12 protein-coding genes are annotated in these 16,127 nt (G+C 61.0%); 4 read left to right on the top strand and 8 right to left on the bottom strand.

Features of this window, described 5'->3' with window-relative positions; translation table 11 throughout:
• Positions 1-64 precede the first annotated feature (64 nt).
• Positions 65-5,776: a HAMP domain-containing protein gene (locus tag NKJ88_RS15375; protein ID WP_031198412.1), complete on the top strand. Its 5,712-nt coding sequence runs from the start codon at positions 65-67 to the stop codon at positions 5,774-5,776.
• Positions 5,777-5,825: 49 nt separating this feature from the next.
• A complete protein-coding gene (locus NKJ88_RS15370; protein ID WP_245261366.1) occupies positions 5,826-7,862 on the top strand; it encodes a PAS domain-containing hybrid sensor histidine kinase/response regulator in 2,037 nt (678 codons plus the stop codon).
• Here the strand turns inward: NKJ88_RS15370 and NKJ88_RS15365 are convergent.
• The 7 genes from NKJ88_RS15365 to NKJ88_RS15335 form a co-directional block, all read right to left on the bottom strand.
• Positions 7,859-8,398, bottom strand: coding sequence for a GFA family protein (locus NKJ88_RS15365; RefSeq protein WP_502904750.1), 540 nt, complete (start codon positions 8,396-8,398; stop codon positions 7,859-7,861). The two genes, NKJ88_RS15370 and NKJ88_RS15365, sit on opposite strands and share 4 nt — an antisense overlap.
• On the bottom strand, positions 8,391-8,582 hold the full coding sequence (locus NKJ88_RS15360; RefSeq protein ID WP_352444586.1) for a PPC domain-containing DNA-binding protein: 192 nt from the start codon (positions 8,580-8,582) through the stop codon (positions 8,391-8,393). The genes NKJ88_RS15365 and NKJ88_RS15360 overlap by 8 nt, the downstream gene beginning before the upstream one ends.
• A gap of 26 nt (positions 8,583-8,608) precedes the next feature.
• On the bottom strand, positions 8,609-8,926 hold the full coding sequence (locus tag NKJ88_RS15355) for a plasmid stabilization protein (protein WP_352444585.1): 318 nt from the start codon (positions 8,924-8,926) through the stop codon (positions 8,609-8,611).
• 269 nt (positions 8,927-9,195) lie between these two features.
• The gene (locus NKJ88_RS15350; RefSeq protein WP_023687856.1) at positions 9,196-10,167 is read right to left on the bottom strand and encodes an SDR family oxidoreductase; all 972 of its coding nucleotides are present in this window, start codon (positions 10,165-10,167) and stop codon (positions 9,196-9,198) included.
• A 183-nt stretch (positions 10,168-10,350) separates the two neighbouring features.
• Positions 10,351-10,992, bottom strand: a complete 642-nt coding sequence (locus tag NKJ88_RS15345; protein ID WP_023691383.1) for a hypothetical protein — start codon at positions 10,990-10,992, stop codon at positions 10,351-10,353.
• Positions 10,993-11,447: 455 nt separating this feature from the next.
• Entirely contained in the window at positions 11,448-12,428 is a 981-nt protein-coding gene (gene ftsZ, locus NKJ88_RS15340) for a cell division protein FtsZ (RefSeq protein WP_023702103.1), read from the bottom strand.
• Positions 12,429-12,746: 318 nt separating this feature from the next.
• The gene (locus tag NKJ88_RS15335) at positions 12,747-13,616 is read right to left on the bottom strand and encodes a LysR family transcriptional regulator (RefSeq protein ID WP_023668092.1); all 870 of its coding nucleotides are present in this window, start codon (positions 13,614-13,616) and stop codon (positions 12,747-12,749) included.
• Positions 13,617-13,851: 235 nt separating this feature from the next.
• On the opposite strand from NKJ88_RS15335, the gene NKJ88_RS15330 reads away from it, so the two are divergent.
• Positions 13,852-14,007 (top strand): YjiS-like domain-containing protein, encoded by a 156-nt coding sequence (locus NKJ88_RS15330; protein ID WP_023681184.1) that lies wholly within the window; start codon positions 13,852-13,854, stop codon positions 14,005-14,007.
• A 141-nt stretch (positions 14,008-14,148) separates the two neighbouring features.
• Entirely contained in the window at positions 14,149-15,285 is a 1,137-nt protein-coding gene (locus NKJ88_RS15325) for a DUF930 domain-containing protein (RefSeq protein ID WP_352444584.1), read from the top strand.
• Between the two features lie 83 nt (positions 15,286-15,368).
• Here NKJ88_RS15325 and NKJ88_RS15320 read toward each other — a convergent pair whose 3' ends face one another.
• A complete protein-coding gene (locus NKJ88_RS15320) occupies positions 15,369-16,112 on the bottom strand; it encodes a ribonuclease activity regulator RraA (protein ID WP_023702107.1) in 744 nt (247 codons plus the stop codon).
• Positions 16,113-16,127: the final 15 nt, after the last annotated feature.

Below are 16,127 nucleotides of genomic sequence, written 5' to 3'. Positions count from 1 at the left end.
ACCATTGGCCGCGGGGGCAACTTTATCCGTATAAATCCATAGGGCTGGGAGTGGCGCTGTGACCGTGCAGGCATCCAAGAAGCAATTGGACCGTCGAAGCATCCTGAATTCTCTGAAAGCCTTCCGGCGCGGCGATTTCTCCGTCCGCATCGACAATGTTTATGAAGGCCTCGATTCTGAGATAGCTGAGACTTTCAATGAGATCGCTGACCTCAACGACCAAGTGACGCGCGAGTTCGAGCGCTTGAGCCGGGTCGTCGGCAAGGAAGGGCGGATAGGCGAGCGCGGCCGGGTTCGAAATGCCACCGGCAGTTGGGAATCCAGTGTCCGTTCAGTCAATGATCTCATCGAAGACATGGTTCAGCCAACGGCTGAGGTTGCGCGCGTTATCGGCGCCGTCGCCAAGGGCGACCTGTCGCAGACCATGATGGTCGAAATTGACGGCCGACCGCTGCGCGGCGAATTCCTGCGCATCGGCAAGATCGTCAACACCATGGTCGGCCAGTTGGCCTCCTTCGCCTCCGAGGTGACGCGCGTGGCGCGCGAGGTCGGTACGGAAGGCAAGCTCGGCGGCCAAGCCCGGGTCAAGGGCGTCGCCGGCACGTGGAAAGATCTGACCGACAACGTCAACGCGATGGCCACGAACCTGACCGGGCAAGTGCGCAACATCGCGGAGGTTACGACCGCAGTCGCCTCGGGCGACCTGTCGAAGAAGATCACAGTCGATGTCAAGGGCGAAATCCTAGAACTGAAGAACACCATCAACACGATGGTGGACCAGCTTAATTCCTTCGCTTCCGAAGTGACGCGCGTGGCGCGCGAGGTCGGCACTGAAGGCAAGCTTGGCGGCCAGGCGCGCGTTGAGGGTGTTGGTGGTACGTGGAAGGATCTGACCGACAATGTGAATTCCATGGCCGAGAACCTGACTGGCCAGGTGCGCAACATCGCCGAAGTGACGACCGCAGTGGCTTTGGGCGACCTGTCGAAGAAGATTACGGTCGACGTGAAGGGCGAGATTCTCGAGCTGAAATCCACGATAAACACAATGGTGGACCAGCTGAATTCATTCGCGGGCGAGGTCACGCGCGTGGCACGCGAGGTTGGCACCGAAGGCAAGCTTGGGGGCCAGGCGCAGGTGCGCGGCGTCGCCGGCACCTGGAAGGACCTCACCGACAACGTCAACTCGATGGCCGAGAACCTGACCGGTCAGGTGCGCAATATCGCCGAGGTGACGACGGCGGTCGCGTCGGGCGATCTGTCCAAGAAGATCACGGTCGCCGTGCAAGGCGAAATCCTGGAACTCAAGGACACCATCAACACGATGGTCGACCAACTGAACTCCTTTGCCTCGGAAGTGACGCGCGTGGCACGCGAGGTCGGCACCGAAGGCAAGCTGGGCGGCCAGGCAGAGGTGAGGGGCGTCGGCGGCACATGGAAGGATTTGACCGACAACGTCAATCTCATGGCCGCCAACCTGACTGGCCAGGTTCGAAACATCGCAGAAGTCACCACCGCCGTGGCGCGCGGCGACCTGTCGAAGAAGATCACCGTCGACGTCAAAGGCGAGATCCTGGAGCTCAAGGACACCGTCAACACGATGGTCGACCAACTGAACTCCTTCGCCTCTGAGGTCACGCGTGTGGCCCGCGAAGTGGGATCGGAAGGCAAGCTTGGTGGCCAGGCGCATGTCGAAGGCGTCGGTGGCACCTGGAAGGATCTGACCGACAACGTCAACGCGATGGCCGGCAATTTGACGGTGCAATTGCGCGACGTGTCCAAGGTGGCAACGGCCATCGCGACCGGCGACTTGACCCAGAAGATCACTGTCGACGCGCTGGGCGAGATCTTGCAGATCAAGGACGTCATCAACACGATGGTCGACCAGCTCAATTCCTTCGCTTCGGAAGTGACACGTGTGGCGCGCGAGGTCGGCTCCGATGGCAAGCTCGGCGGCCAGGCCCAGGTGCGCGGCATCGGCGGCACGTGGAAGGATCTGACCGAAAACGTCAACGCCATGGCGGCCAACCTGACCGGCCAGGTGCGCAACATCGCCGAGGTGACCACCGCCGTGGCGCTCGGGGACCTTTCGAAGAAGATCACCGTCGATGTCCGCGGCGAGATCCTGGAGCTGAAGGACACCATCAACACAATGGTGGACCAGCTTAATTCCTTCGCTTCGGAAGTCACGCGCGTGGCACGGGAGGTCGGCACGGAAGGCAAGTTGGGAGGCCAGGCGCAGGTGCGCGGCGTTGCCGGCACGTGGAAGGATCTCACAGACAATGTGAACTCGATGGCAGAGAATCTGACCGGCCAGGTGCGCAACATCGCCGAAGTCACGACCGCCGTGGCGCGCGGCGACCTGTCGAAGAAGATCACCGTCGATGTGAAGGGCGAAATCCTGGAGCTCAAGTCGACCATCAACACCATGGTGGACCAGTTGAACTCCTTCGCCGGCGAGGTCACCCGGGTCGCGCGTGAGGTTGGCACCGAGGGCAAGCTTGGTGGCCAGGCGCGCGTCGAAGGTGTTGCCGGTACCTGGAAGGACCTGACCGACAACGTCAACCTGATGGCGACGAACTTGACCAATCAGGTGCGCGGCATCGCCGATGTCGTGACGGCGGTCGCGCAAGGCAATCTCAGGCGCAAACTGACGGTCGACGCGAAGGGAGAGATCGCCCTGCTGGCCGACACCATCAACGGCATGATCGAGACGCTTGCCACCTTTGCCGACCAGGTGACCAACGTCGCCCGTGAGGTGGGGATCGAGGGCAAGCTCGGCGGTCAGGCGCGTGTGCCAGGTGCCGCCGGCCTCTGGCGCGACCTCACCGACAACGTCAATCAACTCGCTGCCAATCTGACCACCCAGGTGCGTGCCATCGCCGAGGTTTCGACGGCGGTGACCAAGGGCGATCTTACCCGTTCGATCAGCGTCGAAGCGTCCGGCGAGGTCGCCGCGCTAAAAGACAACATCAACGAAATGATCCGCAATCTGAAGGATCAGACGCTGAAGAATGCCGAGCAGGACTGGTTGAAGACCAATCTCGCCCGGTTTTCGCGCATGCTGCAAGGCGAGCGCGACCTTGCCACCGTCTCGCGGCTCATCATGTCCGAACTCGCTCCTCTGGTGAACGCCCAGTATGGGGTGTTCTACGTCACCAATCGCGACGAGGAGGAATCCTATCTTGAGCTGGCGGCTTCCTATGGCGCCGAGAGCAAAGCTGCCATCAAGCAGCGGCTTGATCTGCGAGAGGGCCTGGTTGGGCAAAGTGCCGCCGACAAGCGCGCCATCATGCTGGACAATGTGCCGCCAGAATTCCTTCGGGTCACATCTGGTCTTGGCAGCGCCTCGCCAGCCAATGTCATCATCCTGCCTGCCCTGTTCGAGGATGAAGTCAAAGCCGTCATCGAGCTCGCCTCGTTCGGCGAGTTTCGTGACACACACCAGTCGTTCCTCAACCAGCTCATGGAATCCGTCGGCATCGTTCTCAACACCATCGCTGCGACGATGCGCACGGAGGGCCTGCTCAAGCAGTCGCAACTGCTGACGTCGGAATTGCAAGCGCGTCAAACCGAGCTGACAAAAAAGCAGGAAGAGCTGCATGCGACGAACGAGGAGCTGCAGGAAAAGGCGCAGCTGCTCGAGAACGAAAAGAAGCAGGTCGAAAACAAGAATCTCGAAATCGAGATGGCGCGACGCGCGCTGGAGGAGAAAGCCGAGCAACTGGCACTCACGTCGAAATACAAGTCCGAGTTCCTGGCCAATATGAGCCACGAACTGCGCACGCCGCTCAATTCGCTGCTCATTTTGTCAAACCTGCTGGCGACCAACCAGCACGGCAACCTCAACGAAAAACAGGTAGAGTTCGCCCGCACCATCAATTCGGCAGGAACCGATCTTCTCAGCCTCATCAACGATATCCTCGATCTGTCGAAGATCGAGTCGGGCACTGTTTCCATCGACATCAACGATATGCCGGTGACGCATCTTCGCCAGCATATGGAACGAACTTTTCGTCAGCTGGCAGCCGACAAGGGACTTGGCTTCACCATCAAGGTCGATCCGGCGCTTCCCGACACGGTCCGCACAGATGAGAAACGCTTGCAGCAGATTGTCCTCAACCTGCTTTCCAACGCATTCAAATTCACCTCGGAAGGCGAGGTCAGCCTGAACTTCCGGGTTGAGAAGGCCGGCCGCCGCAATGGCGCGACGCAGCCGGTGAAGGCTCTCGCGATCGCCGTCACCGATACCGGCATTGGCATTCCAGAAGACAAACAGAAGCTGATTTTCGAGGCCTTCCAGCAGGCCGACGGCACCACCAGCCGCAAGTATGGTGGCACCGGCCTTGGGCTCTCGATCAGCCGCGAGATCGCTCGCTTGCTTGGCGGCGAATTGCGGGTCGAAAGCACGCCGGGCAAGGGGTCGACATTTACCCTCATCATCCCGTTCGACGGCCCCCGCGTAACGACAGTACAGTCGACCTTGGCTCCGGCGGCGGAGGCGGTTGCTGCGACAGCTCTGCTCAGCAGTCCGCCCTCGGCAGAGCTGATCGACGACCGCGATTCAATCCTACCCACCGATCGGATCGTGTTGATCGTCGAAGACGATCCGACCTTTGGCGGGTTGCTGCTTGGCCTCGCCCGGTCGGCCGGGCTGAAAGGCGTTCTGTCGACTGCAGGTTCCGGCACGCTGGCATTGGCCCGCAAGCTCGTTCCCGACGCAATCACACTTGATCTCGGACTTTCGGATATCGATGGCTGGGTGCTTTTCGATCTGCTGCGGCATGACCAGAAGACGAGGGGAATTCCCATCCATGTCATCTCGGGTGCCGAAGACATCGACAGTCTCGCACGCAAGGGGGCGTCCAGCATTTCCACCAAGCCCGTTTCCTCGGACGAGCTGATGAAGGTGTTTCAGGATATCCACTCGAAGAAGCTCCGCGTTCAGCGCCGCGTTCTGGTCGTGGACCCTGACCCGGAGCGGCGTCTGGCGCTGGTCGAGGCAATCCGCGACGGCGTAACGTCGGTCACCGCGATCGGTCGTGTTGCGGCAAATGCAGAAGACGTTGGCCTCGCCTCCTATGATGCCGTCGTGCTCGGCTTTGGACGCTCCGCCAAGGACAACGCAAAGGCGCTGGACGAGATCACCGGCCAATTCGGCGAAGCCTTGCCGCAGCTGCTGTTCTTTACGCCTCACCCGGACGCGCTTGAACAGGTGCTGGCATTGAATCCGGCCTTGGCGGAAGCACCGCGGGCGGAGAACTTCGCTCAATTGGCGCTGCATATTTCGGCAACGCTGCCGGGAGAAGGTCGCCAAGAGGCCTGGGCAGGAACTGAACACAACGGCAAGTCCGATCTCGCCGGGGCGAAAGTTCTCATCGTCGACGACGACATTCGCAACATCTATTCGCTCACCAGTGTTCTGGAGACCTATGACATACAGGTTCTGCATGCCGAGCGGGGCCGTGATGGCATCGCGCTGCTTGAACAGGCGCCCGATGTCGACGTGGCATTGATCGATATCATGATGCCGGAGATGGACGGCTACGAGACGATGCGGCGGATTCGCGGCACACCGGCGATTGCTCATATCCCGCTGATTTCCGTCACCGCAAAGGCGATGAAGGGGGATCGGCAAAAATGTCTGGATGCCGGGGCTTCCGACTACATCGCCAAACCCGTCGACCTGGATCTCCTGCTGGCGCTGCTTCGTGTCTGGATCGGGCGTGCCCGATCCCGTGTCGAGAGCCCGGAAAAAATTCTCCTGGCAGCGAACTGACGGCCGTTCGATGCAAAAGCTGGCAAGAAACAGGGTAAGGAAACTTGAGGTGGCAGCTCTTGCCGAAGGGCCGGCAAGAGCCCGCATCCTGGCGGTGGACGACGATGAGCGCAATCTGCTGGCGATCAGCGAAGTGCTCGCGACTATCGGAGAGGTCATCTGCGCCCAATCGGGCGAAGAGGCTCTGCGCTTTCTGCTGAAAGAGGAGTTCGCCGTCATTCTCCTGGATGTCCTCATGCCAGGGTTGGACGGGTATGAAACGGCCGCACTTATCCGCCAGCGCGAGCAATCCAAGCGCACCCCAATCATCTTCTTGACCGCCATCAACAAGGAGGATGCGCATATGCTGCGCGGCTACGACGCCGGCGCAGTCGACTATGTGTTCAAGCCATTCGATCCGATCATGCTGCGTTCGAAAGTCGCGGTTTTCGTCGAACTCCACGAGAAGACGCTCGAGATCCAGCGCAAGGCGGAGGTCGAGCAGGGACTATTGGCGCAGGCGTTGCAGGCGCACAAGGACAAGCTTCAGGCCGAACGCGCGCTGCGCAGCGCCGAGCAACGGCAGGACGCCATCCTGAATTCGTTGCCGGTCTGCTTTCATGCTCGGGCAGCCGAGCCGCCCTTTGCGGCGCGCTTTGTTACGGAGGGCGTCGAGCGCTTGACCGGCTTTGCGCCTGAATACCTGACATCGGATCCAGAGTTCGGTCTCAGCCGCGTTCATCCGGACGACCTGCCGCGATTGAGGGAAGCGCTGCTGGCGGCAAAAACCACCGGCTCCTATACGTGCGAGTTCCGCTGGCAATGCGCCAATGGCGAGTATCGCATCTTTCTCGACCAGGGGGTGATGTCGGACGGCTCAGATGGCCGTGAACCGGAAATCATCGGCACATTGCTTGACATCACCGAGCGGCGCGGTCTTGAGGATCAGCTGCTTCAATCCCAGCGCATCGACGCTATCGGCAAGCTAACCGGCGGCCTGGCGCATGATTTCAACAACCTGCTCGCCGCAATTCTCAGTGGGTTAGGGCTGCTTGAACGCCGAGCCACGTTGGATGATCAGGCGCAACAGGTACTCGACCTGACGCGGCGTTCTGCAAAACAAGGCGCTGACCTTGTGGCGCGAATGCTGGCATTCTCGCGGCGCCAGACCCTGAAGCCGGAAGCGGTGCGCCTTGCTGCGCTGGGCGACACGATGAATGGATTGGTGGCGCCCGTACTGGGGGGGTTGATCCGTTTCGACTGGCAGATCGATGACACGATCTGGCCGGTGCATGTCGATGCAGGCCAACTTGAATTGGCCCTGATGAATCTGGTTTTCAACGCGCGTGACGCCATGCCCTCTGGCGGGACAATAACCGTGCATGCGCAGAATCGATCGATCGTGACGCAAACAGAGGATATTCCGCCGGGCGACTATGTCCTGATCGCCGTCAAGGACACCGGATCCGGCATACCCCCCGATCTTGTCGCCAAAGTCGTCGAACCGTTCTTCACCACCAAGCCGGTCGGTAAGGGAACGGGCCTCGGCCTCAGCACGGTCTACGGCTTCATGAAGCAGTCAGGTGGGACACTTCGCATAGAAAGCGTCGTCAACCGCGGAACTACCATGCAACTCTGGCTGCCACGTTCGACCGAACAGCCGGTGGATCCTGCGGTGGAACCCGACATTGAACGAGCGTTCGCCGATGCCGGAATGGAGCACCCATCAATCCTCCTGATCGACGACAGCCATGTTTTGCGGCAATTGACCGCCGAGTCCCTTCGCCAGCGCGGTTTCGAGGTGACCTGCGCGGGAGGAGGGGCGGAGGCGCTGGCCATGATGGAGCGCACTCCCGACAAGTTCGACGTCATTATCACCGACTTCGCCATGCCACTCGTATCCGGCGTCGACGTAATCCGCTTCGCGCGCAATTTGCGCTCGGACTGGCCAGCGGTCATGATCACGGGCTATGCCGATGCCCGGGAGATTGCCGATCGGCCAGCCGACGTGCCCTTGCTCGGCAAGCCCTTCCGCGACGAGGATCTGTTCGAAGCGATTTTCTTCGCGATAGAGAATGCGGCCCCCCAAAGGATCAAAACCGGCTAGCGCTTAGGGATTGTCGACGGTCTGGCGACGTCGGCAGGCCGGGCAGATCGAGACCGCACTTTCGGGGCACGGCGACAAGGGCCGCATTCCTGATCGGCAATCTGGGTCGTTCGCGGCGCTACCAGCGCTCCTCGGTGTCGCGGTCCGGTAGGTCTATTCCGCAGCACACCCAACCAAGGCGCTGCGCTGAACCGTAGTTGTACCGAGGCACCAGGTGAGCCGGTACCGACGTGCAGCGCGATCTCGGTTGGCGACGCGTCGTAGCAAAGGCTGAGCGGCGACCCGCATTCTGGGCAGAAGCCTCTTTGCGCGATCGGCGAAGACCTTCGATATGTTGGCGTTCCGGAATTCCAGCTCAGGCTTTGGCAGGGCATCCAGGCAAGAACTGCAAACGCGCTGCCGGTCGCTCGTCTGCACATATCGCAGTGGCAGTAGTGAACCCTCGGTTCGATCCCGGCGCTGAATCGGATCCTGCCACAGAGACATCCGCCCTTGATGGCCAAGGAGCCGGGTAGGCGCTTGCCAACCTCACGCATCAATATCGATCAAGGCGGCGCCGAACGCTCCGATCGCAGTCAAAGAGGCACTGCCGATGTTCTTGTCGGCGATGCTCTTGTCGGTTGCGAAGGCGGTCAGCGCGGCGAAGCCTTCGTCGCCGAGGTCGAGCACCACGACGAAAATTCTTTGCCCGCTGACCTGATTGACGAGCTTGGGTTTCATGGCGTTCCGAACCTGTTGCGGGGCAGTTAATGGGCATGGTGCTCGGCATTCCGCTTGCGTGTTGCCGCTGCCTTCTTTGCCGATTCCGATCGGCTTGCGGCTGACCGTGAAGCCGATGCCTTGCCGCCGCTTTTCCCACCCTTGTGGGCCGCGGGGTGTCCGGTGTGTTTACCACGACCCGAGCCGCCTTCTTTCTTGCCGCCGCCATCGTCCTTGTTGACGGTCGCCCATGCCCGGCGCTCGGATTCCTTCTCGGAAACACCGCGCTTCTCAAAGCCTGCGGCAATGTGGTCGGCTTTGCGTTCCTGTTTGTCACTGTATTTCGATTTGTCGCCTCGTGGCATGGTCGTTCTCCTGGCTCAATGATGTTTGAACGGGATGCCGGCGGGAGAGTTCCAAGCGAAAATTCAGAAAACTGAAAACGCGGGCGAGGATTTCGACCAACGCGGAGCGCTATTGCTCCGGAGCCGTGGCGGGTGCCGTGTAGCGGCGGCGCACGGCACCGATCACGCGTTTCTTGAAGCGACCGAGCACGGCAAGCGTCTCCCTGGAGACGACGTCGTCGCGTGCCGTCTACTCGGTAGCCCAATGCAATGAAATACGTTCCGCGACCTCAGTAGCCACCGACCACCGGCAGGATCTCTCCCGTGATGTAACTCGAGCAATGCGACGAGGCGAGGAACACGTAAGCCGGGGCAAGTTCTTCCGGTTGCGCTGGCCGTTTCATCGGCGTATCCGCGCCGAATTTCGAGACGTCGTCGGCTTCCTTGTCCGAAGGGTTGAGCGGCGTCCACACCGGACCTGGCGCGACCGCGTTTACCCGGATGCCCTTGCCGATCAGATTGCCCGAAAGCGCTCGCGTGAAGGCATGAATGCCGCCCTTGGTCATCGAATAGTCAACCAGTTGTTTGGAACCGTCGATGCCGGTCACCGAACCGGTATTGATGATCGCGGAGCCCGGCTCCATGTGCGGCACGCTCTCCTGCGCCATATGAAAATAGCCGTAAAGATTGGTCTTCAGCGTCGTGTCGAAATGTTCCTCGGTCAGGTCGTTGAAGTCACTGGAATGGATTTGGAAAGCGGCGTTGTTGACCAGCACGTCGATCCTGCCGAATTTTTCGACCGTCAGCGCCACGGCGTTGCGGCAATGCTCGCGTTCACTGACATCGGCTTTTATCAGTATGCAACGCCGGCCTTCCTTTTCGACGGCGTTTTTGGTCGCTTCGGCGTCCCTGTCTTCACTCAAGTATACGATCGCAATGTCGGCGCCCTCGCGGGCGAACAAGACTGCCACCGAACGGCCGATGCCGGAATCACCACCCGTGATAAGCGCTACCTTGTCGTCGAGTTTTTTCGATCCGAGGTAGTAAGGCGCATCGTAGAGCGGAGCGGGCTCGATCGCCCATTCATGCCCCGGTTTGGGTTGATGCTGCTCGGGAAAAGGCGGCTCGGGATATTTGCGGGCGCCGGCTTGCATCGCTTGTTGCATTTTGCCATTGCTCTTCGTCTCGTCTTTGGCGTCGATACCACGCTGGATATGGCGTTGCTTGGCGGCTTCAGCTGAAGTCTGCGACTTAGTCTGCATGGCTTTCTCCTGTGCTCGGAGAACGAACAACGCATGCCGGGCAAAAAAGTTTGCGCAAATATCTCGATCCCGAAAGGGCTCGCCATTGCGAACAGCCCGCGAAGAGCGTGGAGCATTGGTCGTCAATGAGACCGGAATTGCCATGCCGGTGGCGTTCAGACAAACACCACATTCGTTACCCGCTCAAAGCACGCTCTTTTCAGAACCATAGGGTTTGGCAATGCGGACCATGCCTTTCGTCCGAAGGCGCTGGTATAAATAGAAAATCGTCATCAAGCCGATTGCTGTTCCGGCACCAAGACACAGCGCGAGCAATAGTTCTGCACCGACACGAAACGCAAGCAGAGTAACGCCGGCCGCAGCGACGATGGCATTTATGAATGCGATCATAGTCGCTGCGGTGGTCAGGTACGCCAGGAGAGGCCCAGTACGAAGAGAAGGTTCGGCGTCATTTTCGGGCCAGCGACCGAATTCCTTGGAAAACTGGAAGGCAGCCTCGTCGCCCAAAGTTCGATAGTAGGCTCTGATCCGGGCAATGCCGATATGGGCCTGCATGTTCTCAGCGGCGATGTCGACCAACCTCAAGACGGTAAAGGCACCCAGTAAAAAGACCGATGGCAGCACAACCGCGACAAACGGCAGGAAGAACTCGGAGGACTGCGTAACAAAGCCCGTTGCCACCAGAGCGCTCGACAGAGCCATAATGTAGATGGTCGTCCGCGACGCCATTTCACTTATGGACGTGCTGATCGCTGTCTGCTGCACGAAATGCTCTGTCGTCAGGGCCGCGAGAAACGAAGCATCGGGTGTCGGCGTGTCAGCCATGGAGTATGCTCCTGTCGGGTCGACCTGAGTTTTTCTTCGATATAGCGCTTGCGAGGCTGGCCGCCACTGGATGCTCCCGACGTCTGACCCATGCCGGTTTTATTGTGCCATATCCAGCGAGCCCGCATCACCGATCAGAAAGGGCCGATCATGTGGTCAGCAGACGCTGGCCATATCGCAGGCGAAATGTCTGCCGCGGTCAATCTGTATGGCCTCCTGTTGGGGATCCGGGTCGAAGCGCATTCGCGGCGCGGTTGCAGTTGGGAGCGGTTCCGCGGCGGCGCTGATGCGAGTTCGCGCATTCGTGGCAGCGGCCTCGAAACAAATTCGGTCTCTAGGCCGGCAACGCGAATTCACCGGCAAGTTCACTGGTGCGGGCTTGCGGGCCGACTTTTCGGTGGCGAAGCCCATGACCACGGTCCACCAGACTCATAAATCAGCAGCCCGGATCCTGCCTACTGCGGTATCTCCAGGCCCTGCCGCAATCCTGTCGCGACGACTGAGACCCTGAATTTTCCGGCGAGTGCCCGGTCGAATATGGCGCCGACGATGATGTCGGCGTCGGCGTCGACCTCCTCGCGGATGCGGGTGGCGGCCTCATCGACTTCGAACAGCGTCATGTCCATGCCGCCCGAGATCGAGACCAGGACGCCCTTGGCGCCGATCATCGAGGCTTCGTCGAGAAGCGGGTTTGCTATCGCCGCTTCGGCGGCCTTCCTGGCGCGGTCCTCGCCCGTGGCTTCCCCGGTACCCATCATTGCGCGACCCATGTCGCGCATCACCGACTTCACGTCGGCGAAGTCGAGATTGATCAGCCCCTCCTTGACGATGAGATCGGTTATGCAGCCGACGCCGGAATAAAGGACGCGATCAGCCATGGCGAAGGCGTCCGCGAAAGTCGTCTTTGCGTCGGCGATCCTGAAGAGGTTCTGGTTCGGAATAACGATCACGGTATCGGCGCATTCGCGAAGCTGCTCGATGCCCTCTTCGGCGGCTTGCATGCGGCGCTTCCCTTCGAAGGTGAACGGCTTGGTGACGACGGCCACGGTCAGGATGCCGGCTGCCCGTGCAGCGTTCGCTATGACGGGCGCGGCACCGGTTCCAGTTCCGCCTCCCATGCCGGCGGTCACGAAGCACATATGGGTTCCCGCAAGGTGGTCCCTGATCTCGTCGATCGATTCCTCGGCTGCCGCGCGGCCGACCGCGGGCAGCGACCCGGCGCCCAGGCCTTCCGTGACATGGGCACCCAGCTGGATCAGCCGCGATGCTTTCGACATGGTCAGTGCCTGGGCATCGGTGTTGGCGACGATGAACTCCGCACCCTGCAGATTTTCGGCAATCATGTTGTTGACCGCGTTGCCGCCGCCACCGCCCACACCAATGACGGTTATCTTCGGCCGCATTTCCGAGATGACGGGCCTTGCCGCGGTGCTCATCGTCTTGTCTCCTTGGAATTGATCGACAAAAAAGTTCCCGGAACGCGCCGCTTGAACACGCCAGGTGCAAGAATCAGGTTCCATCGCCTTGGCACAGGGAATCAGAGGGTGAACTTTGCGGCAAGACAAGATGTGGGACTTGTACCATATACGCTGAACGAGCCGACCTTTTGGACGAGTCTCCAGCCAATTTCCGGAATTGGCCCGGCTCTCTGGCCAGCGAAAATCCACAATCCGGGATCCAACCCCTTCAAGCTTCACGCGCCCGCCTCACGCGCCAGAACCTTGAGAATCTGGCGGCCGATCGACGCCTGACGCTTAGCGGATCGGCATCTTGCCGCGAAACAACGGCTGATGGGCCCGCATCAGAGCGGCAATCCGGTCGGCAATCTTTCGTACCGGCGGGGAGTGGCGTTCCTCATGGTGGGTGACGATCCACTGGTCGGTTTCGAGTTCTGGGATAGGATGAGCGACGCGAACCAGCCGCGGATCGCTGTCACCGACGAAGCACGGAAAGATCGAAAGGCCGGCGCCTGCGGCCACCAATTCGCGCACTGAATGGGTGTTGTTGCCGCGCACGGCGATGCGATCGCCGTGATGGGCTTGCAGCCAGCGCGCCGAGGCAATGTTTGCCCCTTCGCCGGTGACGCCGACGAACAACCCGGCGGCGATGCCGTTGATCAGGTGGCGTCCGGAATAGATGGCATACGCGACCTTGCCGCTCTGACGGCCGGCCAGCCACTGTTCGGTCGGGCGCTCGCTGCGGATGCCGATATCGGCGGCGCGGCGACCGATGTCGACCCGGTCGGTGGTGGTGACGAGTTCCACCCTGATGCCGTCATCGACGGTCCAGATTTCGCCGATATGGGTGGAAACGAAGGCCGAGGTCCATGGCCCGGCCGAGACGCGGACAATGCGGTCGGGCAGGTTTCCCTCGCGCCAGCGGGTTAGCGACTGCATTGCTGCTTCGACGTCTTCGGCGCGCCGCAGCAGTTCTTCACCGACCGGGGTTAGTCGGTAGCCGGTCTGCTGACGTACGAACAGCGCTTCGCCGATCTGCTTTTCGAGCGCGGTGACGCGTCGTCCGAGTGTGGCTGCGCTGAGGCGCGTGGTTGCCGTCGCCGCGCTCAGGCCACCCAGCCGCGCAACGTCGAGAAACAACCTCAGATCGTCCCAGCCAATATCCATTTTGCAGAAATGAAAAACTCCTTGCGACCGTGGCTGTAGCGCGAAGCGGCCATCACGCGCAAGTATATAGGCATCGGAAACGCTTGATAATTCTGCCCTGGCGGGAAAATGACAGGCACCTCGGTTGGCCAGGCAGTCAGCGCAATCCGTTCGATCGTGCATACGCTTTGCGCGATTGCTTTGCGTTTTCGACCAATCCAAGAACGTGGGTATCCCGCTCGCCAAGGAGACGATCATGTTGCATGAACTTCGACACCGTTTCGCCCGCTGGCTTGCCTATCGCCAGACGCTTGCGAGCTTGAGGCGGCTTCCAGACAGCATATTGGCGGATGCGGGCCTTTCTCGCGAAGAGCTCCGCGAGCGTGCCCGCGACGCCAGCCTGCGACGCTGAGATTGGAGGCGGGCATGCAGAGAATGGAGCCGGCGGCGAGAAGCAATCAGGCGTCGTCTCCTCACTGTTGAGCTGCGGCTGAATGCGCCAATACGGTTGCCACGCTTGATGCCGCCGCAGTTTCGCTCCACATCGTGAGGGATGAAGACCGAGAAATCCGAGCGGCGTCGGACTTTGCTGTGGGCCTTGCCCGCATCGCTGGTCCTGCATGCGCTCATCACCGCATTCCTGGTCTATGGCCTGCCCGTTCCTGCCCAGCAGCCGCAGGAGGAGGAACCGGTCAATGTCGCACTCGTCCCGCCACCCGAACCGCCGAAGCCTGAGCCCCCGCCGCCTCCAAAGCCTGAAGCGCAAAAGCAACCGGAACCGAAAGTAGAAAAGCCTATAGCGGAAAAGCCGCCGGCGCTCGAGGTGCTGAAACCTGTATTCCAGTTCGGCGACAAGGATACCGGCCCCAGGAAATCCCTGGATGGAGCCAGCGCGCAGGATAATTCGCCGACACCGGTCAAGGACAAGGATACGAAGCCGCCAGGTGAGCCGAAGGACGTCGAGAGCAAACCCGCCGCGTCGCCAGACTCCGGGGAGCCGGCGGGTACGACCAAGACCGAGGAGAAGCCGGCAACCGCAGCCTCCGAGCCGACCCAGGAGAAGCAGGCAACCGAGGACGCGAGCAAGCAGGGAGCAGACAAACGAGAGCCGCAAGATGCTGACAAGCAGGCAGCCGCGACGCCGTTGGCCACCCCCGGCGATGATGGTGAGATCGAGCTTCCTGCATCGGCCCAGGCGCCGAAGGCCAGGCCCGAAAACGCGCCGAAGCGCAGCCCTGCAAAGGTCTCGAAGCCTGGAGGCGGAGGCGCCAGGAAGCCTAGCTCCACGGAGGTGGCCTCAGCCGGGGCTTACTCGGGCCTTCCGGGCGTCCGCGAGCTCTTCTCGCACGGCGCTACCGGCAATGCATTCGGCACCACCGCGACCGACGGCATGTCTCGCGGTGAGCGCGTTGCCACACTTTGCGCCAACGTGTTGGCCGAGGAGCTGAAGGGCGCCGAGTTTTCTCCCGAGTGGCTACCAATGAGACCGCTGAAGTCGGGCAATATTGTTATAGATCCGGATGCGGCCTTTCGCGCAACGATCGGGTGGTACCATGTGAGCTTCCGGTGTGAGGTCGACACCGACGCGACGCGAGTATTGTCCTTCGACTCTCGTGTCGGGTTTGCCGCCTCGCCAGCCGAAAGCGCTCAGCTTGAACAGGAACTTCGCCGGCAGCATTCGGGGGGATAGCCTGCGCGTTATCATGCCCACGCGCTGGGCGACTGGTTTATGTAGCACCAAGGCGCTGTGATTGGGTGCCGCGTGGTTGCATCTCAATCCGCCGGGCGGTTGGCCTTGCGCCACTCCTCATATTCGCCGCGGGCATCGTCATGCAGCGGATAGTAGCGCTGCAGCGGTGCGCCCTGCATCAGCTTCTCTCGCGAGAACTCTTCCCAATCGTGATGCTTCCGGGATTCCTCGATCACCTTTGCGGCCATTGCGACGGGAAGCACTACCACCCCGTCGTCGTCCGCCACTATGATGTCGCCGGGGATAACCGTGACACCGCCGCAGGCGATCGGAACGTTGACGGCGTTCGGATAGATGCTGGTTTGCACATGGTAGTTGGGCGTCCAGCCGCGCAGCCATAGGGGCAGATCGAGCTTCTCGACATTGGGCCGGTCGCGCATGCATCCATCGATGACGATGCCCGCGCCGCCTCTGCCCTTGAAGTAGGTCGACATCATATCGCCGAAGACGCCCGAGCTCATGTCACCGCGCGCGTCGACGACGACCACATCGCCTTCCTGAGCGTGGTAGAGCACGTGCCGGTGCAGTTGCGTTTCCGGGTCGGCGTATTCTCCCTCGCTGAAGAGGTCCGGCCGCTGCGGCAGGAACTGCAGCGTCAGCGCCGGCCCGACGATCGACTTCCCATGGTTCTGCGCCACCGGACCGACCATGTGCGGATTGCGGAAACCCATGTGGCCTAGCGTGCCGGCAACCGTCGCGGCGCCGATTTCCCTCAGGGCGTCAATGAGGTCTTTGGGCGGTCGCGTGATGTCAGGGGTATGCGTCATTGTGGACTCCGGATA

It is taken from the genome of Mesorhizobium sp. M0016, assembly GCF_040324035.1.
In the GTDB taxonomy this organism is placed as follows: Bacteria; Pseudomonadota; Alphaproteobacteria; order Rhizobiales; family Rhizobiaceae; genus Mesorhizobium.
Note: the sequence above shows the minus strand (reverse complement) of the source record. Positions and strands in the feature narration are given on the sequence as shown.